Genomic DNA, 17,263 nt, shown 5'->3' with positions numbered 1-17,263 from the left:
GAGTATAGGAGAGAATAGTAATAAAAGCGGAGTATACAGAAAATATATTAATTAATAAGGATTAGCAGGTACTTAGCTTGGCTTACAAACAAATAAAGCACCAAAATGGTGCTTTATTATTAGGTAAAATCAGTATCTCTTATCTAAATAAGACATCTTCTTTATTAAACCATTTAACGCAAAACGCGAGTAATGCACCTGCCACAATCACTGTCGCTAAGAAAATTAAACCCACGAGTGTGTAATCAACTGTACCTTTAATAATTTCTTTGATTGCCAAGGCTACATTTGTAACAGGAATAAAAGCAGTTTTGCTCGTCAGTTCAACATTTGGCATCAAGGCAACCATAATTGGGAAAATTACACCCATGCTAAGTGGTGCCATGTAGTTTTGCGCTTCTTTAAAGGTTCGCGCATAAATTGAAATAGCCAACGCTAATGATGAGAAGATTGCGGCAATAGGTAATAACAACACAAAAATCAGCCCTAAATCTAATACGGTTAAAGAGCTAAATGCGTTTTTAACAACTGCTAAATCTACAAATGCAATGGCCACTGATATCCATACACCCATACTGAGTACAGTAATGGTGGTTGTTGCAATAGAAGAAGCAAGTAAGGTTACAAACTTACCTAACACCAGCTGTGTACGGGTGATTGGTGTAAGTAGAAGGGTTTCGAGGGTACCGCGCTCTTTTTCCCCAGCTCCTAAATCAATCGCCGGATACGTTGCGCCCATCAATACCAGAGGAATAAGTAGATAAGGAATAAACCCACCTATTTTCTCGCCAAGATTTTCACGTTTATCTGCAGTGTCGACCTTCACAACTTTAATAGGCTCGATAATGGCAGCTTGTTGCTCTTCTGATACACCAAAGCTTAATAGTTTGTTTGTACGCAGCGTATCGCCATATTCTTTTGCCAGTTCTTTTACACGGTCAAATAGGAAGTTAATTGCTTTTGCGTCGTTATACACAACTTGCCATTCGCTTTGCTTTGCATCATCTAACGTTTGCTTAGCGTCTGAAGGTAAATAGATACCCATGTCTATGGTGCCTGCTTTTACCGCTTTAGTGAGATCTTCTACCGTATTAAAGGTTTCGTCGCCTTTATATAAAGCAAAGCTCTTATGGTAAAACACCTTATCTGTAAAATCTTGCGCATAATTGCCATTGATAATAGCGTAAGTATGGACCTCTTGCTCTGCCTCTAACGCCGCTTGTGAACTAATAAAGGCCATAACAGCAAATAAAAGTGGGAAGATAGCAACCGGTAGTGCAACAACGAATATCAATGTTTTACGGTCACGTAATAGCTCTTTTAATTCCTTTTTAAATACTTCAAACATCACGGCTCTCCGTTAAAATATTCATAAACGCTTGGTTTAATTCTTCACTTTGACCTGTTTGTTTAAACTCATCTAAGGTGCCATCAAAGCAACTAATTCCTTGGTTTATCACTGCAACACGGTCACAAAGTAAGGCAACTTCATCTAAATGGTGCGTTGAGAAAATAACTGGTGTGCCCTGCTCTTTAAGGCCGCGAATAAAGTTAATTACGGTTTGCGTAGTCATAATATCTAAACCAGTTGTCGGCTCATCAAGAATAACCACATCAGGATGATGAACAACAGCACGGGCAATATTGGCTTTTTGCTTCATACCTGTTGAAAGGTTTTCGGCGCGTTTATCAATAAAGCTGTGCATATCAAGTAAGGTGAATAGCTCATCACAACGAGCGGCTACCGCTTTTTTACTCATGCCATGTAAACGGGCAAAGTATTCAACGTTTTCTTTAACTGTTAAACGCCCATATAAGCCGGTACTACCTGACAGAAATCCAATTGATTTGCGGCCAACCAATGGCTTTTTAACGATATCGTGACCAGAGATGGTAATGCTGCCTTCATCTGGTTTTAAGGCTGTTGAAATCATTCTAAGGGTGGTTGTTTTACCGGCACCATTTGGGCCGAGTAAACCGAGTACTTCACCTTTGTTACATTGAAAGCTGACGTCTCTTACAGAATGAAAAAACTCTTTATCTTCACGGGGGTCTACGTTGTCCGTTTTATTTTTTTTATGATCTTTTGTTAGCTTAAACTTCTTTTTAAGCCCTGCCACTTCAATCATGTGCGTTTCCTTCGTTTCGGTCTAAAGTAATCAGTGTTACTGTAAAATTCTGGATCTTCATTGTCAGTCCACCATCCTGGTACGCCTAACAAGGGTAAGGGTGATAAGTTTTTATTATCACGCAAACAATCATCAAGCTTTATCATCTCATAAAGACGTTGATCTAGATACGCATATTGCTCGCTTAAATCTTTACAAAATATGTCATCAGGAACAATTACAAATAATGCTTTACCCGTTAAACCAATATACGGCTGAGTGAGCATTTCGTAGTTAGCATGACCAAACATAAATGGCCTAATACTTTTACCCCAATGTTCACGTTGTTCTACAAAGGCTTGCTGCCATTGGTGGTCGCGTAATTGCTGCTGCCAGCTTTGCTCAGTAATTGCCAGCACCACACCGCATTCGTCAAATAAAGTAAGCGCATTTCGGTGTTTACTACGCTCTTTTAGACCATGCAGTTTAATTTCTTCGATATGCTGATGATTAATCAGCGCTTTGGTTTTTGGAAATAAACACCAAATAAAGCCACCAAAAAGGTCATGCCAATTTTGTTGTCTTGTCGGTACTTGCCCTGTCTCAAATATGATTTGCTCATAATAACGGGTTTCATCAGCAAACTTTTCATCTTCAACAAAGATTATGGGTTTGCCCTGTGTAGTTTTCGCATTTAGATATTGATTAAACCACTGGCAAGATGGCCAATCTGACAGTTTATCTAAATTAAATAGCGTCGCTAGGTCACTAAAAGCACCCGTTGTGAGGTATTGTGTTGACCATTGCTCGGGAGCAGTAAATCGTTTCATTGCTTATTTTTTAACTTCTTGATGTATTGTGGGTAGTTTACCGTAAAAACTGGTTCTCATTAATAGAACCTCATATACTAATACCACCATAAAACAAAAAAAGAGCTATTATGAAACGCTATTTTCCAATGACAGTCCTTGCAAGTGCCATCCTTGCGGGCTGTGCTTCAACAAGTATCACATCAAGTGATGTCGAAAAAGCCTATCAAAGCATTAATTCAGAGCAATTAGCAGAGCACATTAAAGTGCTTGCCTCTGATGAGTTCGGTGGCCGTGCACCATCATCTAAAGGTGAAGAGCTAACGCTTGCCTATTTAACCGACCAATTTAAAGCATTGGGTTTTGAGCCGGGTAACGGTGATAGCTTCTTACAAGAAGTACCGCTTGTTTCACTAGAAGCTGATTCAGACATGGTACTTACCATTGGCGGCAAAGATTACCAATACAAAAAAGATATGGTAATGGGTAGCAGCCGTATTAGTGCTAAGCAAAGCATTAAAAATTCTGAATTAGTATTCGTTGGCTACGGTGTTAATGCACCAGAATACAACTGGAACGACTACGAAGGCCTAGATGTTAAAGGCAAAACAGTTGTTATGCTGGTAAACGATCCTGGTTTTGCGACGAAAAACCCTGATTTATTCACCGGCGATGCCATGACCTATTACGGTCGTTGGACATACAAATATGAAGAAGCAAGCCGTCAAGGTGCAGCAGGTGCGATTATCATTCACGAAACCGCACCGGCTTCTTACCCATGGTCAGTTGTTGAAAACTCTTGGAGCGGTGAGCAATTTGGTTTCCAAAAAGAAAATAACAACATGGACCGTGTTGCTGTTGAAGGCTGGGTAACAACTGATGTTGCTAAAGAGCTTTTCACAAAAGCAGGCTTAGATTTCGATACAATGAAAGCTAATGCGGCAAAAGGCGCTTACCATGTTGATATGGGCGACCTAACAGCAAGTGTTGAAGTAAATAACACAATCAAAAAGTCAATTTCGTATAATTTCATCGCGACGTTACCGGGTAGCGAAAAGCCAGACGAGCACATCATTTATTCAGCTCACTGGGATCACCTTGGTACTGATAAAACCCGCAAAGGCGACCAAATCTATAATGGTGCCCATGATAATGCAACGGGTACTGCTGGTTTAATAGAAGTTGCTGAAGCATTCGCTACTTTACCTGAGCACCCTAGCCGTTCAATGACTTTCTTAGCCGTTACTGCTGAAGAACAAGGTTTACTTGGCTCGAAATATTATGCTGCAAACCCTGTGATCCCAGCATCACAAACGGTTGCTAACATCAATATGGATAGCTTAAACCTATTAGGTAAAGTAAAAGACATCAGTGTTGTTGGTATTGGTAAATCAGAAATGGATAGCCTGCTAGAAACAGCTGCTAAAGCACAAGGCCGTACAGTATCTGGTGATCCTAAACCGTCTTCAGGTGGTTATTACCGCTCTGATCACTTTGCATTTGCAAACATGGGTGTACCAGCAATGTATGCCGGTGGTGGTAGTGAAGCTCTTGACGAAGAAACGGCAAATTACCGTAAGCGTATGAGCTTAGTGCTTCGTGGTTGTTATCATCAGCCTTGCGACCGTTACCGTGATGAATGGGATTTATCAGGTGCCGTTCAGGACCTTCAGTTATTCTATCAAGTAGGTTTTGATATCTCAGAACGTAAAGAGTGGCCGACCTGGAATGCCACTTCTGAGTTCCAACGCAAATAGATACAAATGAGATTGATTTTCATTTAAAATCGTAATACAGTGTAACCTGATTAATTTTTAGGTTGCACTGTATGCTCTCACTAACACAAACGAGGTTTATTCCTAATAAAGCGAGGTGTTACATTACGGACAATAAACGCTTAATTTTACCCCTTTTATTACTGATTTCTTTAGCGGTACCTGCAAGCCGAGAATTCACCCTACAAGCGCTGAGTGATGCTTTTTTTCAAGTATCTGTATTTGTTGCAGCCACCTTATTAATCTATTACTACCTTATTGATCGACTTCCTCAATTACAGCTTAGCTATTTACGTGCTAAATCAGGCATTCTAGAGGTGAGCTTTGCGTCTATTTTAGGTGCTTTGCCTGGCTGTGGCGGTGCCATTATTGTGGTAACCCAATTTACTAAAAAGCAGGCTAGCTTTGGCTCTGTTGTTGCAGTCTTAACCGCAACCATGGGCGATGCCGCCTTTTTACTGTTAGCAACCCGCCCGCTTGATGGTTTATTAATGATGTTAATCGGTGTTGCTGTAGGTATTATTAGCGGTCAGATAGTTAATACATTTCATAGCCCAGATAAATTTCAACCTGACGAAGCAAGTGAATATACTGAGCAGCCACAATGCCAACCAAGCGCTTTGAAATTTAGCCGCCCTATTTGGAAGTTTACCCTAGTACCAAGCTTGATTATTGCTTCTGTCATAGCTACCAATTCTGACCTTAGCGAATTTAGTCAAAGCGTTAATACTGGCGTCACCCTGTTTGGCTCAATCATGGCGCTATTCACCGTGGTTGTGTGGTCTCTGTCTTCTAAAGGCAGCAGTTATAAGCAAGTAACCAGTGAAGAAGCGCCTTGCACACCTCCCTCAAAGCTCACGAAAGTATTAATGGACACGCACTTTGTTACTGCCTGGGTTGTTGCCAGTTTTATGCTGTTTGAAATTCTCGTTAACCTAGTCGGTGTTGATTTAACAGCCTGGTTTTCTGAGTATGCTTATCTTGCACCGCTGGTGGCTGTGGCTATTGGCTTATTACCTGGCTGCGGGCCACAAATCGTCGTAATGACACTCTATATTCAGGGTATTATTCCATTTAGTGCGATGACAGCCAATGCAATTTCAAATGACGGCGATGCCCTATTCCCAGCTATCGCATTAGCACCAAAAGCGGCCTTAATCGCGACGGTGTATTCATCAATACCTGCGCTGTTACTGGGTTATGGGTTGTATTTTTACGGAAAATAGCAAATACAAAATTTACAATTAAAAAAACCAGCCGAGGCTGGTTTTTTAATGCTTACTAATGTTAGCTCATCGCCATCATCATTTTTGCAGGGTCTTCTAAGTAAGACTTCCATAAGTTATTGAAACGGGCAATTGTACCGCCATCAATCACTCGGTGGTCTCCAGACCAGCTTACTTGCATAATAGCAGCTGAAACGACATTGCCTTGTGCATCAAAGCGAGGTAAATGCTGCAGTTTGCCTAAAGCAACAATAGCTACCTCAGGTTTATTGATGATCGGGGTTGCAATTGTGCCGCCAATCGCACCGATGTTAGAAATGCTAATAGTGCCGCCTTTCAAATCATCCGGTGAAACACGACCATCACGTGCTGCTTCAGTTAAACGAGTCACTTCGTTTGCAACATCTACGATACTCTTTGACTGGCATGATTTAATGTTTGGTACTAGTAAACCAATCTTAGAATCAACCGCCATACCGATGTTATGATCATCAAAGTAAGTTAGCTCACTGCAATCATCATTTACTTGCGAGTTTAGTACTGGGAATTGCTTAATCGCTAACGACAGTGCTTTGATAAAGAACGGCATCATAGTGAGCTTAACGCCCTGTTGCTTATACTGCTCTTTAAGCTCACTGCGCATTGCAATTAGTTTAGTTAGGTCAATTTCATCACAGAAAGTAAAGTGAGGAATTGTCGAAACTGAAGCAACCATTTGCTTAGCCATTGCCGCTTTAATGCCTTTAATAGGCTCTACGCGATTGCCACTAGAAGACGCCACAGTTGAGACAGGCTCTGCCGCTTTTGGCGCAGCTTGTTGTGATGCTGCTTGGCTTGGTGTTTCATTCAAGAAATCTTCGATATCTTGCTTATAAATACGGCCATTTTTACCAGAGCCTGGCACTTGTGTTAAATCAACATCAAGTTCGCGGGCTTTACGACGAACAGCAGGTGAAGCAACAGCTTTCTTATTCAGTTGTTTGCTAGAGTTTGCTGAAGTCGCAGACTTCTGCGAAGGTTTAGTTGCTGCATTTGTTTGTGCTTTAACTACCGCAGAACTTACATCTGGCTCTGCACTTTGGCCTGCAATGCTCATTTGGAATAATGGGCTGTGAACCGCTGCAATATCACCTTTTTGATAATAAAGCTTTTCAACTTTACCTGTGTATTTAGCCGGAATTTGCACCAATGCTTTGTCTGTCATTACATCACACACAGCTTGGTCTTCTACGATTTCATCGCCTTCACTCACTAACCACTCAACGATTTCACACTCAACGATACCTTCGCCGATATCTGGTAAAATGAAATCTTCTAAGTGCTCACCCGCCTCAGATGATGCTTCAGTTGGAGTTGCAGGAGCTTGCACTTCTTCGCTTTGTGTTGGTGCTTCGCCATCAACATCCATTGCAAATAATGGTGCATGTACTTTCGCAATATCCCCTTTTGCATAATAAAGCTTACTGATCACACCATCATGAACAGCAGGAATTTGCACAAGCGCCTTGTCGGTCATAACATCACAAATAGGCTGGTCTTCTTTTACAGAATCGCCTTCTGCAACTAACCATTCAACAATTTCACACTCTACGATGCCTTCGCCGATATCTGGCAAGATAAAATCTTTAGACATACTGACTCCTAAAACTCTACTGATTGCTTAATCGCAGCAAGCACTTTAAGTGCATCCGGCACATATTCTTTTTCAAGTGCTAATGGGTATGGCGTATCTAAACCACACACGCGAGCAATTGGCGATTCAAGGTGTAAGAAACACTCTTGTTGAATTGTTGCAACGATTTCCGCACCAAAACCATTCGTGATTGGTGCCTCGTGGCTTACCACTAAACGGCCTGTTTTAGTCACTGATTGAGCAATTGTCTCAACATCCCATGGTAAAATGGTACGTAAGTCGATCACTTCACAACTAATACCTTGCTCTGCAGCTTTTTTAGCGGCGTCTTCGATAATTTCCATCTGAGCACCCCAAGCAAGTACAGTGACATCAGTACCTTCTTGCACGATTTCAGCTTTACCGAGCTCGATGCTGTAATCTTCTTCTGGAACTTCACCTGTTGATGCACGGTACAAACGTTTCGGCTCAAAGAAAATAACAGGGTTATCATCTTTAATCGATGCACGAAGCAAACCTTTTGCTTGGTATGGGTTACGTGGCACAACCAACTTTAAACCCGGTGTGTGAGCAAAATAAGCTTCTGGTGATTGTGAGTGATATAAACCACCTGCAATACCACCACCGTATGGTGTACGGATTGTTAGATTGCCAACATTAAATTCATTACCACTACGGTAACGGAACTTAGCTGATTCATTCACGATTTGGTCAAATGCAGGGAAAATATAATCTGCAAACTGAATTTCAGCTAATGCAGGGGCACCAAACGCCGCTAAACCATTAGCAAAACCTAAAATACCTTGCTCAGTTAACGGTGTATTGAACACACGATGCTTACCATATTTTTCTTGTAAGCCAGATGTAGCACGGAATACACCACCAAAATAACCAACGTCTTCACCGAAAATACATGCATTTGGATGCTCTGCCATGGTGATATCAAGGGCAGAGTTAATTGCATGAAGCATGTTCATTTTAGCCATTACTTTAATCTCCCTGCAGTTGTTGGATAAGCATCAGGATGCTGCAAAATGTGCTCTTTTAGTTCTTCATATTGTTTTTGCAGTGATGGGATTGGCTTATCATAAACATCAGAAATAAGGTCTTCTAATGCTGGCTTTTCAACTTTTTCAGCGCGTTTAAGGGCTGCTAAAATTTCTTCACGAATAGTTTCTTTGTCTTTTGCGTCTTGCGCTTCGTCTAACCAACCTTGCTTTAATAGCCACTTACGGAAACGCTCGATTGGACAGCCTTTATGTTTTGCTTCTTCATCTTTTGTACGGTAACCGCTTGGATCGTCACTGGTTGAGTGAGCGCCTAGACGATAGGCAATCGATTCAATTAAAACAGGTTCACCTTTGGTAGTCGCAATTTCACGGGCTTTTTTCGTTGCTGCATAAACAGCAAGTGCATCAGCACCGTCAACACGGATTGTTTTAATGCCATAGCCAACACCACGTGATGCAATACCATCACCTTTAAATTGCTCGTCAGCAGGTGTAGAAATCGCATAACCATTGTTACGGGCAAAGAAAATTACCGGTGCTTCATGAACTGCGGCCATATTTAAACCAGCATGGAAATCACCTTCAGATGCAGCGCCTTCACCAAAGTAACAAATAGTGATGTTATCAATAGTGCTGTTTAACTCACCTGTTTGGGCATCAATATGACGAACTTTTTGGCCATATGCATAACCTGTTGCTTGCGGAATTTGTGTACCAAGCGGTGATGAAATAGTCATGTAGTTAAGTTCGCGTGAGCCATAGTGAATTGGCATTTGACGACCTTTACCCAAATCTTTTTCATTTGAGAACATTTGATTCATGAATTGGTCAAGGCTAAAACCACGATAACGTAAAGCTGCTTGCTCACGGTATTGGGCCATGATCATATCGTTTTGATCAAGCGCTGCAGCTGATGCTGTTACAGCCGCTTCTTCGCCTAGACATTGCATATAAAAGCTAACACGGCCTTGACGCTGTGCTGCTTGCATACGCTCATCAAGTGCTCTAATAAAACGCATTGTTTCATATAGGCGGATTGCCGTTGCTTTGTCGATATCAGGTGCGGTTGCACCTTCGTAGATGTCGCCTTCCTCATTAAGAATACTTAATGTAGGGATCGTTAATGCGTGACCATCAATAAATGACAGTTCATGATTAATGTTTAGCGATACGTTATTTGGATTACTCATAACCTACCTTCTTTCGTTGTCAGAAACCTACGCTACTGCCCTTAATTATATTTTTAATCAGCATGAGCTGTAAGGATAAAGTTTGCGCAATATTCAATCTAATTAAATTAAACTGCCGTCACTTTACGTTAACGTAAGTTGTTATTCAACTAATCATAGACGAATAGATGACAAATGGCTAAAAACGCATGGAAAGTTAACTATACAACAAGATAAGTTCTTTATAGTCATATAGTTAACTAAATATAGATGGGTGTTAATGCAGAGATTTTAAATAAAGTTGCTATCAACTTGCATTGGAATAACTGTAAGCAAAGCGCGCTGACCTAAGGCTACATCAGCGTTTGGGAAGATAATAGCTTCACCATCTACTTCCGCTTCATATCTGGTCTGACCATCAACTGCCATTAATTCACCCTTTGCGAAACCGGTGAAATTTTCCACATCATCAGCAAATGGAAAACTAAAGTCTTCGCAAGTACGGTTTATTGTTCTATATACTGAAAACAACTCGAAATCCTCTGCATTGAATTCTTTATATTCAACAGATTCTTGACTAATTAATGCAGTTAAGGTTTGTTTGGTTTTCTCAAATCGCGACATGTCATTTTCGCCAAAAGGTTTTACTTGGCCAAGTTCTACCGTAAATGAGTCAGCTCCATGTACAAACGACGAGTAGTAACTGAAGGTAGTTGCCGCTGATTTCATCATTAGTACCGTGTTTACGCCACAGCTAAGTAAAAATTGCAGTTGTGATTTTTTCCACGGTTTACCATGTAAGAAAGGATACACTGCAAACTTTTCATTTTTAGAGCCACGAATTGCAGTGTGAAGATCATAATGAAAACGCTCACTGTCTTGGTTGCCTCTAGCAAAGAAATCAGTAACCACGTCTTCAAGTAGCTTTGCACGAACTCGCTCAGGGTTAGAAGCAATGCCTTCAACAGTATGATGACCATTAAACAAACGGTTTAAGTTTTCATCTACAAAACGCTTACCGATATTAATAGATTTAGGATTACCATAAATAAACAGTACACGCTGCTTCAAGGTAAGTTGTTCTGTAATGATTGACTTGATTAATTGATCGCAAATTTCAATTGGCGCAGTTTCGTTACCATGTACCGCACTTGAAAGTACAATATCTTTGTTTGTTTGCTGTGCAGGTTGAAACTCAATGATACCCGTGTCGTGAACAGTGACATCAGTACCGTTTGTAAGGGTAAATGCACAAGGTTCTAGTGAAAATTCATTGTTGCGGGTCAAGGTTAAAAAGTCGCCAGTACTTTTTAATTCTTCGAGATATGAAGGAGTTGAATAGCTCATTGTTCTATCCTAAAAATGCGTGAGAGTAGAATACAAAAACGGCTGAGAATCTCAGCCGTTTTAATAGGTAAAAAAGAAATTAGCTAATTACTGAATCAACCAGCTTTTTCGCTTCTTTTTCTAATAATGCTAGATGTTCTTCACCTTTGAATGATTCAAGGTAAATTTTATAAATGTCTTCAGTGCCAGATGGGCGTGCAGCAAACCAACCGTTTTCAGTAACAACTTTTAAACCGCCGATAGCAGCGTTATTACCAGGGGCATGGGTTAATTTTTGCGTAATAGCATCACCCGCTAATGTACTTGCAGTTACATCATCAGCTGATAACGCTTTTAAACGTGATTTTTGCTCAGCACTAGCTGGCGCATCAATACGTTTATAAATAGGCGCACCGAACTCTTGTTCAAGTTCTTTATAAAGCTGTGAAGGTGTTTTACCTGTTACAGCTAAAATCTCTGCAGCAAGTAGACCTAAGATGAAACCATCTTTATCAGTGTTCCAAACTGTTCCATCAAAACGTAAGAATGACGCCCCTGCACTTTCTTCACCACCAAAAGCAAGGGTACCTTTGCTTAGACCTTCTACAAACCATTTAAAGCCTACCGGTACTTCTTTTACTTCACGGTTATTACGTGCAACAACTTTATCAATCATGCCGCTTGATACCAGTGTTTTACCAATTGCGACATCTTTTGACCATTCGCGGTTATTTAATAAGTAGTCAATCGCAACTGCTAAAAAGTGATTTGGATTCATTAAACCGTCAGGCGTAACAATACCATGGCGGTCATAATCAGGGTCGTTACCAATACCGATATCATAGTCATCTTTTAATGCAATAAGGTTTGTCATTGCATAAGGAGAAGAGCAATCCATACGGATTTTGCCGTCTTTATCTAAAGGCATGAACGAAAATGTTGGGTCAACAGACTCATTTACGACCGTTAAGTCTAAATTATATTTTTCTGCAATGACTGGCCAAAAGTTGATACCAGAGCCACCAAGTGGATCAACACCAATTTTGATTTTCGCATCGCTAATTGCTTTTAGATTAACGATATTAACTAAGTCATCAACATAAGGGGTAATTAAGTCTTGGTACTTAATAAAACCAGAACGTGATGCTTTAGCATATGGAAATAACTCTACTTCAACTAAGTCTTCTAAAAGTAATTGATTTGCTCTGTCTTCAATCCACTTAGTCACATCAGTATCTGCAGGTCCACCATTTGGCGGGTTATATTTAAAACCACCGTCTTCTGGCGGATTATGTGAAGGAGTTACCACAATACCATCAGCAAGTTCATTTGGGTTTTCTTTGTTATGGCAAACAACAGCATGACTGATCACCGGCGTTGGCGTGTAATCGTCATTTTCTTGTGCAATGACTTGCACTTCGTTTGCAACAAGTACTTCAATAGCAGAGTTAAAAGCCGCTTCACTCAATGCATGTGTATCTTTACCTAAGAAAAGTGGACCAAAAATATTATTTTCTTTACGGTAATCACAAATTGCTTGAGTGATCGCTAAAATATGCGATTCATTAAATTTTACATCGAACGAACAACCACGATGGCCAGACGTACCAAAAGCAACACAATGCTCTGGGTTTTGTTCTAGGTCAGGTTCATTTAAGTAATAAGCCGAGATCAGTTTTGGTACATTCACTAAGCTTGATTGCGGAGCAGGTTTACCTGCATCTGGATGAATCGCCATATTATTTCCTTATGGATTATAAGTAATCACGAATTTTTTCTGCTTCATCCGCACTGTAACCTAAGCACAGTGCAACTTCGTGAAGCATCATTTTTTTTCTGGTTGTATTTGAATTTGTCATCACCCAATACTCAGTATCAGTGATATTTTTTGGATTCATGCTGCTACCGCTTTCCAGTAGCGCTTCTTTGCTAGTGGCAAAATAAACACGGTCACGGCCTTTAATTTCAAGCACGTTAACAAAATCTTTTTTATGCGTTCTATATAAAGCAGCTAGTATAAATAAGAATCGACCAACAACACCTTTTTGCATTGCTAGCTCTTCTTTGTTTAATACATTAAACACATTACCTTTCACTTGTGTCGATGCTGTGACAGTTTGTGCAGCCTCTTCAACATTTTCGTCGCTTGGTTCAGGGCTTGTTTCTTGTTCTGCTTGTTCTTGTACTTCAACAACTGGGGTTTCTTGTTCAGTTTTAGTAGTTGTTTCAACTGGGGCATTGGCGCCATCAGAGAGGTTTAATAAACGACGCAAAATGGTTGATGCACTTTCACCAATACTTTGCGTGTTGCTTGCAATGTATTGATATAACTCGTCGTCTATGTCGATTTTTTTCATGTTATTCCTGTCTTTACGGGTCACATTTTAAAAGTTCTCAATGATTATACCTAAGCTCGCAGCAATTCTCTATGTTTTGCATTTTGTAATTTCACTAGGCAAAATACTGCCATTAAAATTAGGAGTTGAAAATGCTATTAAACTACCAACAAATGGGTCAAGGTTCAGACGTTGTATTGATCCACGGTTTGTTTGGCTCACTTGAAAACCTCAATGTAATCGCAAAAGCATTAGCTGAAAATTATCGTGTAACGAATATTGATTTACGTAACCACGGTAAATCATTCCATAGCAATACCATGAATTATCACGCTATGGCTGAAGATGTCAGTGAGTTACTTGAACATCTAAATATTAGTAAAGCGCACATCATAGGTCATTCAATGGGTGGCAAAGTGGCCATGCAATTAGCACTTAATCACTCTGCACTTATCGATAAGCTTGTAGTGTTAGATATTTCTCCTGTTGCTAATAACCCTCGTCACAGCGCTATTTTTGCAGGCCTAAACGAAGTTGCACAGTCTAATATCACAGATAGAAAAGCGGCTGATGAAATACTTACCAAGCACATTGATGAAATGGGCGTACGTCAGTTTTTATTAAAAAGCTTTGCTAAAAATGATCAAGGTCACTATCAATGGCGCTTTAATTTAGCTGTTTTATACCAGCAATATGAAAATATTTTAGCGCAAGTTAGTGAAAATGATTCTTGTTTATGTGATACTTTATTCATTAAAGGTAATGATTCTGACTACATTTTAGCAGAACACCGCCCTGCTATTATGGCGTTATTCCCTAATGCAAAAGCAAAAATTATTCATGGTGCAGGTCACTGGCTACATGCCCAAAAACCACTTGCTGTAAATAAAGCAATCAGCGATTTTTTAGCTCATTAATTGGGCTGATAAAATTCGTTGTTTTTGATCGTGCGCACTAAATTATTACAAATTTGTGTGCTATAGTACGCGCCGTTTAATTTAAAGGTTTATACGTTGATGGTCAGTCAGTTAATTAACGAATTTGATACCTTAGGGTTGTATTTTGGCTTAGCCGGTATTTTCTTTTTTATTGGAATGGCAATTCAAGACGTCCTTAAAAAAGGTGATGTACCACGATTTGGCCGATACATCGTTTGGTTAGTGCTATTTTTAGGCTGTTCTGGGTTTATAGCGAAAGGACTTATTCAAGTCTTCTGGCAAGGCGCAGGTGTGGGCTAGACATGGCAAAGTCAGAAACAGATAGAACAACACCCGATTTATTTGAATACGAAAAGCGTCCAGGTAGGCCGAAAACAAATCCCCTACCTCGCGATATGCAATTAAAAGTAAATAAACGTAATCAAATAAAGCGAGATAAAGCACGTGGTTTAAAGCGTGTAGAATTTAAGGTTTCATCACAGTTATATCAAGCATTAAGCGATATGGCAGATGCGCAGAATATTAGCCGTAGCGCGTTGATTGAAACAATTTTACAAGAAAGATTGGCTATTGATAGATAGAAGGTTTTAAATCCATGTCAAGCGTAGGTATTTTTTTCGGAAGTGACACAGGCAATACTGAACACGTAGCTAAAATGATTCAAAAAGAATTAGGTAAAAAGCTTGTAGCGGTTCACGACATTGCAAAAAGTTCTAAAGAAGAGATTGCTGAATTCGATTTATTGTTATTCGGTATTCCAACTTGGTACTACGGTGAAGCTCAATGTGACTGGGATGATTTCTTCCCTGAATTAGAAGAAGTTGACTTCGAAGGTAAACTTGTTGCTATTTTCGGCTGCGGTGACCAAGAAGACTATGCAGAATACTTCTTAGATGCAATGGGCATGATCAACGATATCGTTACTGAGCGTGGCGCAATCGTAGTGGGTCATTGGTCAACTGAAGGCTACGACTTTGAAGCTTCAAAAGCACTAGTAGATGACAGCAATTTTGTTGGCCTTGGTATTGATGAAGACCGTCAACCAGAGCTTACTGAAAAGCGTGTTAAAGACTGGTGTGCTCAGGTTTATGACGAAATGTGTTTAGCGGAACTTGCTGATTAATAACAAGTACTACTCGCATTTACTAGCTGATGTAAAGATGCACAACCAGTTCATTTTTGTTTGAAAAATCGGCAAATAGACGAATTGTTCTTTGCACTTAGTAACTAGGCACGTTATTCTAATAGTTGCTAATGTGTCGTGTGCATCTTGATGATGCCTAGTATAACTAAATAAAATTGAGACAGATTGAATGACTGATCACAACTTGGAATTAAAAAAAGCAGGGTTAAAAGTAACTCTGCCGCGTATTAAAATTTTAGAGATTCTGCAATCTCCAGACAACCAACACATCAGCGCTGAAGATGTCTATAAAATTCTTTTAGACAAAGGCGAAGAGATTGGTCTTGCAACTGTCTACCGTGTTCTTAACCAATTTGATGATGCAGGTATTGTATCTCGCCACCACTTCGAAGGCGGCAAGTCAGTATTTGAATTATCAGGTAGCACTCACCATGACCACTTAGTGTGCCTAAAATGTGGTAAGGTTGTTGAGTTTGAAGACGATACAATTGAACGTCGTCAAGAAGAAATCGCAACAGAGAATGGTATTAAACTGACCAACCACTCTCTTTACCTATATGGTGAATGTGAAGACACTGCTGCGTGTAAAGAATACGCTGAATCAAATAGCTAATTAGCTATTTGTTTCAGACATAAAAAAACCTGCTTTAAGCAGGTTTTTTTATGTCTATTTGAAATCGATTAGATGATTTCTAATAGCTCAACGTCAAAGATTAGCGTTGAGAAAGGAGCGATTGCTGCACCAGCACCGCGCTCACCGTAAGCAAGTTCGTGTGGTACGTATAAGCGCCACTTAGAACCAGTACCCATCATTTGTACTGCTTCAGTCCAACCTTTGATTACACCGCCAACTGGGAATTCAGCTGGTTGACCACGCTCGTATGAGCTGTCAAATACTGTACCGTTGATTAGTGTACCGTGGTAGTGTGCACGGATTGTTGAATCTGCAGTTGGTTTTTCACCGTCGCCTGCAGTAAGTACTTCGTATTGAAGACCTGATTCAGTTACTGTTACTTCAGGACGTTTTGCATTTTCTTCTAAGAATGCAATACCTTCAGCTGCAAGAACTTTAGCTTCTTCTTCACGACGAGCTTGGATCTCAGCGTTGATTTTCTCAAAAGCTGCTTGAATTTCTGGGATTTCAACTTGGAAATCATTACCAGTGTATGCGTCTTTCATACCTTCAAATACAGAATTTAAGTTTAAACCTTCGAATGGATTCGCTTTTAATTGCTCACCCATTTGTAAACCAATACCGTAACTTGCTTTTTCAGCGTCTGTTGTAAAATTATCTGACATGTTTTAATTCACGTTTATTTAGTTAAAAGACGTGCTCATACTAACATAAAAAAACAACGAATATCGCCTAGTTTTACTGCGTTTGCTCAGTGTTTGCACTAATTCGCTGCTTTATTTTATCAATTACAAATGTCGCAACAGGTAATGTAGCGATCATCGAAGCAATAAAAAAGCCGCTCATTAAACCATCTTTGCCTAACATAATTAAAGGCACAGCAATAAGACCCACAGTAGAAATCACACATGCAGCAATGACAGGCCAATGCTTGTCGTATTTGCCAATAAGGTGCCCTACTAACACATTAAAGCCAATACCATAAGCGATTGAAGATATTAACCCGTAATCAGGCTGCGCATCATGGGCCATAGCTACAAGTACATTGATCCCGCTGTGATAAAAATAAGAAAAGATACACCAAAGCAGAACATGTTTAACAATGCGCATTAGTGTAGAAGAAGACTCGCTTGCTGACATTACTTATCTCCAGAT

18 protein-coding genes are annotated in these 17,263 nt (G+C 40.0%); 7 read left to right on the top strand and 11 right to left on the bottom strand.

All coding sequences use genetic code 11. From position 1 onward, the window contains the following. Nucleotides 1–139 precede the first annotated feature (139 nt). From AOG26_RS04680 to AOG26_RS04670, 3 genes are read right to left on the bottom strand one after another with little or no spacing between them, the layout of a single operon-like run. On the bottom strand, nucleotides 140–1,348 hold the full coding sequence (locus AOG26_RS04680; protein WP_054553916.1) for an ABC transporter permease subunit: 1,209 nt from the start codon (nucleotides 1,346–1,348) through the stop codon (nucleotides 140–142). After that, a complete protein-coding gene (locus tag AOG26_RS04675; protein ID WP_054561430.1) occupies nucleotides 1,341–2,129 on the bottom strand; it encodes an ABC transporter ATP-binding protein in 789 nt (262 codons plus the stop codon). The genes AOG26_RS04680 and AOG26_RS04675 overlap by 8 nt, the downstream gene beginning before the upstream one ends. Then, complete coding sequence (locus AOG26_RS04670; protein ID WP_054561429.1) at nucleotides 2,126–2,938, bottom strand: DUF3025 domain-containing protein; 813 nt, start codon at nucleotides 2,936–2,938, stop codon at nucleotides 2,126–2,128. Before AOG26_RS04670 ends, AOG26_RS04675 begins: the two co-directional genes overlap by 4 nt. Before the next feature lie 110 nt (nucleotides 2,939–3,048). Between AOG26_RS04670 and AOG26_RS04665 the strand changes: the two genes are divergently transcribed. Together AOG26_RS04665 and AOG26_RS04660 are read left to right on the top strand one after the other, a co-directional pair. After that, on the top strand, nucleotides 3,049–4,674 hold the full coding sequence (locus AOG26_RS04665) for a M28 family metallopeptidase (RefSeq protein ID WP_054561428.1): 1,626 nt from the start codon (nucleotides 3,049–3,051) through the stop codon (nucleotides 4,672–4,674). 71 nt (nucleotides 4,675–4,745) lie between these two features. Further along, complete coding sequence (locus AOG26_RS04660; RefSeq protein WP_054561427.1) at nucleotides 4,746–5,918, top strand: putative manganese transporter; 1,173 nt, start codon at nucleotides 4,746–4,748, stop codon at nucleotides 5,916–5,918. Nucleotides 5,919–5,979: 61 nt separating this feature from the next. Here the strand turns inward: AOG26_RS04660 and AOG26_RS04655 are convergent, their stop codons facing one another. The 6 genes from AOG26_RS04655 to seqA all read right to left on the bottom strand — a co-directional run bounded on the left by AOG26_RS04655 (nucleotide 5,980) and on the right by seqA (nucleotide 13,413). Beyond that, nucleotides 5,980–7,551, bottom strand: coding sequence for a dihydrolipoyllysine-residue acetyltransferase (locus tag AOG26_RS04655; RefSeq protein ID WP_054561426.1), 1,572 nt, complete (start codon nucleotides 7,549–7,551; stop codon nucleotides 5,980–5,982). 8 nt (nucleotides 7,552–7,559) lie between these two features. Beyond that, nucleotides 7,560–8,537, bottom strand: coding sequence for an alpha-ketoacid dehydrogenase subunit beta (locus tag AOG26_RS04650; protein ID WP_054561425.1), 978 nt, complete (start codon nucleotides 8,535–8,537; stop codon nucleotides 7,560–7,562). After that, nucleotides 8,537–9,751: a thiamine pyrophosphate-dependent dehydrogenase E1 component subunit alpha gene (locus AOG26_RS04645; protein WP_054561424.1), complete on the bottom strand. Its 1,215-nt coding sequence runs from the start codon at nucleotides 9,749–9,751 to the stop codon at nucleotides 8,537–8,539. The genes AOG26_RS04650 and AOG26_RS04645 overlap by 1 nt, the downstream gene beginning before the upstream one ends. Nucleotides 9,752–10,021: 270 nt before the next feature. Beyond that, complete coding sequence (gene astE, locus AOG26_RS04640; RefSeq protein WP_054561423.1) at nucleotides 10,022–11,077, bottom strand: succinylglutamate desuccinylase; 1,056 nt, start codon at nucleotides 11,075–11,077, stop codon at nucleotides 10,022–10,024. 79 nt (nucleotides 11,078–11,156) lie between these two features. Further along, a complete protein-coding gene (gene pgm, locus AOG26_RS04635) occupies nucleotides 11,157–12,794 on the bottom strand; it encodes a phosphoglucomutase (alpha-D-glucose-1,6-bisphosphate-dependent) (protein WP_054561422.1) in 1,638 nt (545 codons plus the stop codon). A gap of 16 nt (nucleotides 12,795–12,810) precedes the next feature. Then, nucleotides 12,811–13,413, bottom strand: coding sequence for a replication initiation negative regulator SeqA (seqA, locus tag AOG26_RS04630; protein WP_054561421.1), 603 nt, complete (start codon nucleotides 13,411–13,413; stop codon nucleotides 12,811–12,813). Between the two features lie 131 nt (nucleotides 13,414–13,544). Between seqA and AOG26_RS04625 the strand changes: the two genes are divergently transcribed. The 5 genes from AOG26_RS04625 to fur all read left to right on the top strand — a co-directional run bounded on the left by AOG26_RS04625 (nucleotide 13,545) and on the right by fur (nucleotide 16,087). Next, the gene (locus AOG26_RS04625) at nucleotides 13,545–14,309 is read left to right on the top strand and encodes an alpha/beta fold hydrolase (protein WP_054561420.1); all 765 of its coding nucleotides are present in this window, start codon (nucleotides 13,545–13,547) and stop codon (nucleotides 14,307–14,309) included. A gap of 99 nt (nucleotides 14,310–14,408) precedes the next feature. Next, the gene (locus AOG26_RS04620; RefSeq protein WP_036968243.1) at nucleotides 14,409–14,630 is read left to right on the top strand and encodes a DUF2788 domain-containing protein; all 222 of its coding nucleotides are present in this window, start codon (nucleotides 14,409–14,411) and stop codon (nucleotides 14,628–14,630) included. A 2-nt stretch (nucleotides 14,631–14,632) separates the two neighbouring features. Next, on the top strand, nucleotides 14,633–14,911 hold the full coding sequence (gene ybfE / locus AOG26_RS04615) for a LexA regulated protein (RefSeq protein ID WP_004586673.1): 279 nt from the start codon (nucleotides 14,633–14,635) through the stop codon (nucleotides 14,909–14,911). A gap of 14 nt (nucleotides 14,912–14,925) precedes the next feature. After that, a complete protein-coding gene (gene fldA, locus AOG26_RS04610; protein WP_054553928.1) occupies nucleotides 14,926–15,453 on the top strand; it encodes a flavodoxin FldA in 528 nt (175 codons plus the stop codon). A gap of 190 nt (nucleotides 15,454–15,643) precedes the next feature. Continuing rightward, nucleotides 15,644–16,087 (top strand): ferric iron uptake transcriptional regulator, encoded by a 444-nt coding sequence (fur, locus tag AOG26_RS04605; RefSeq protein WP_054561419.1) that lies wholly within the window; start codon nucleotides 15,644–15,646, stop codon nucleotides 16,085–16,087. Nucleotides 16,088–16,155: 68 nt separating this feature from the next. On the opposite strand, the gene AOG26_RS04600 is transcribed toward fur, so the two are convergent. Together AOG26_RS04600 and AOG26_RS04595 are read right to left on the bottom strand one after the other, a co-directional pair. Further along, nucleotides 16,156–16,773, bottom strand: coding sequence for an FKBP-type peptidyl-prolyl cis-trans isomerase (locus AOG26_RS04600; RefSeq protein WP_054561418.1), 618 nt, complete (start codon nucleotides 16,771–16,773; stop codon nucleotides 16,156–16,158). A 73-nt stretch (nucleotides 16,774–16,846) separates the two neighbouring features. Then, nucleotides 16,847–17,248: a hypothetical protein gene (locus AOG26_RS04595; RefSeq protein WP_054553931.1), complete on the bottom strand. Its 402-nt coding sequence runs from the start codon at nucleotides 17,246–17,248 to the stop codon at nucleotides 16,847–16,849. Nucleotides 17,249–17,263: the final 15 nt, after the last annotated feature.

This window comes from Pseudoalteromonas sp. UCD-33C (assembly GCF_001306895.1).
Taxonomy (GTDB): domain Bacteria; phylum Pseudomonadota; class Gammaproteobacteria; order Enterobacterales; family Alteromonadaceae; genus Pseudoalteromonas.
The sequence above is the reverse complement of the archived record's forward strand: the minus strand, read 5'-3'. Positions and strand labels throughout refer to the sequence as shown.

Excerpts from the sequence above, each read along its gene's own strand:
- AOG26_RS04680 (WP_054553916.1), bottom strand. The coding sequence starts at position 1,348 with ATGTTTGAAGTATTTAAAAAGGAATTAAAAGAGCTATTACGTGACCGT.
- AOG26_RS04675 (WP_054561430.1), bottom strand. The coding sequence starts at position 2,129 with ATGATTGAAGTGGCAGGGCTTAAAAAGAAGTTTAAGCTAACAAAAGAT.
- AOG26_RS04670 (WP_054561429.1), bottom strand. The coding sequence starts at position 2,938 with ATGAAACGATTTACTGCTCCCGAGCAATGGTCAACACAATACCTCACA.
- AOG26_RS04665 (WP_054561428.1), top strand. The coding sequence starts at position 3,049 with ATGAAACGCTATTTTCCAATGACAGTCCTTGCAAGTGCCATCCTTGCG.
- AOG26_RS04660 (WP_054561427.1), top strand. The coding sequence starts at position 4,746 with ATGCTCTCACTAACACAAACGAGGTTTATTCCTAATAAAGCGAGGTGT.
- AOG26_RS04655 (WP_054561426.1), bottom strand. The coding sequence starts at position 7,551 with ATGTCTAAAGATTTTATCTTGCCAGATATCGGCGAAGGCATCGTAGAG.
- AOG26_RS04650 (WP_054561425.1), bottom strand. The coding sequence starts at position 8,537 with ATGGCTAAAATGAACATGCTTCATGCAATTAACTCTGCCCTTGATATC.
- AOG26_RS04645 (WP_054561424.1), bottom strand. The coding sequence starts at position 9,751 with ATGAGTAATCCAAATAACGTATCGCTAAACATTAATCATGAACTGTCA.
- astE (WP_054561423.1), bottom strand. The coding sequence starts at position 11,077 with ATGAGCTATTCAACTCCTTCATATCTCGAAGAATTAAAAAGTACTGGC.
- pgm (WP_054561422.1), bottom strand. The coding sequence starts at position 12,794 with ATGGCGATTCATCCAGATGCAGGTAAACCTGCTCCGCAATCAAGCTTA.
- seqA (WP_054561421.1), bottom strand. The coding sequence starts at position 13,413 with ATGAAAAAAATCGACATAGACGACGAGTTATATCAATACATTGCAAGC.
- AOG26_RS04625 (WP_054561420.1), top strand. The coding sequence starts at position 13,545 with ATGCTATTAAACTACCAACAAATGGGTCAAGGTTCAGACGTTGTATTG.
- AOG26_RS04620 (WP_036968243.1), top strand. The coding sequence starts at position 14,409 with ATGGTCAGTCAGTTAATTAACGAATTTGATACCTTAGGGTTGTATTTT.
- ybfE (WP_004586673.1), top strand. The coding sequence starts at position 14,633 with ATGGCAAAGTCAGAAACAGATAGAACAACACCCGATTTATTTGAATAC.
- fldA (WP_054553928.1), top strand. The coding sequence starts at position 14,926 with ATGTCAAGCGTAGGTATTTTTTTCGGAAGTGACACAGGCAATACTGAA.
- fur (WP_054561419.1), top strand. The coding sequence starts at position 15,644 with ATGACTGATCACAACTTGGAATTAAAAAAAGCAGGGTTAAAAGTAACT.
- AOG26_RS04600 (WP_054561418.1), bottom strand. The coding sequence starts at position 16,773 with ATGTCAGATAATTTTACAACAGACGCTGAAAAAGCAAGTTACGGTATT.
- AOG26_RS04595 (WP_054553931.1), bottom strand. The coding sequence starts at position 17,248 with ATGTCAGCAAGCGAGTCTTCTTCTACACTAATGCGCATTGTTAAACAT.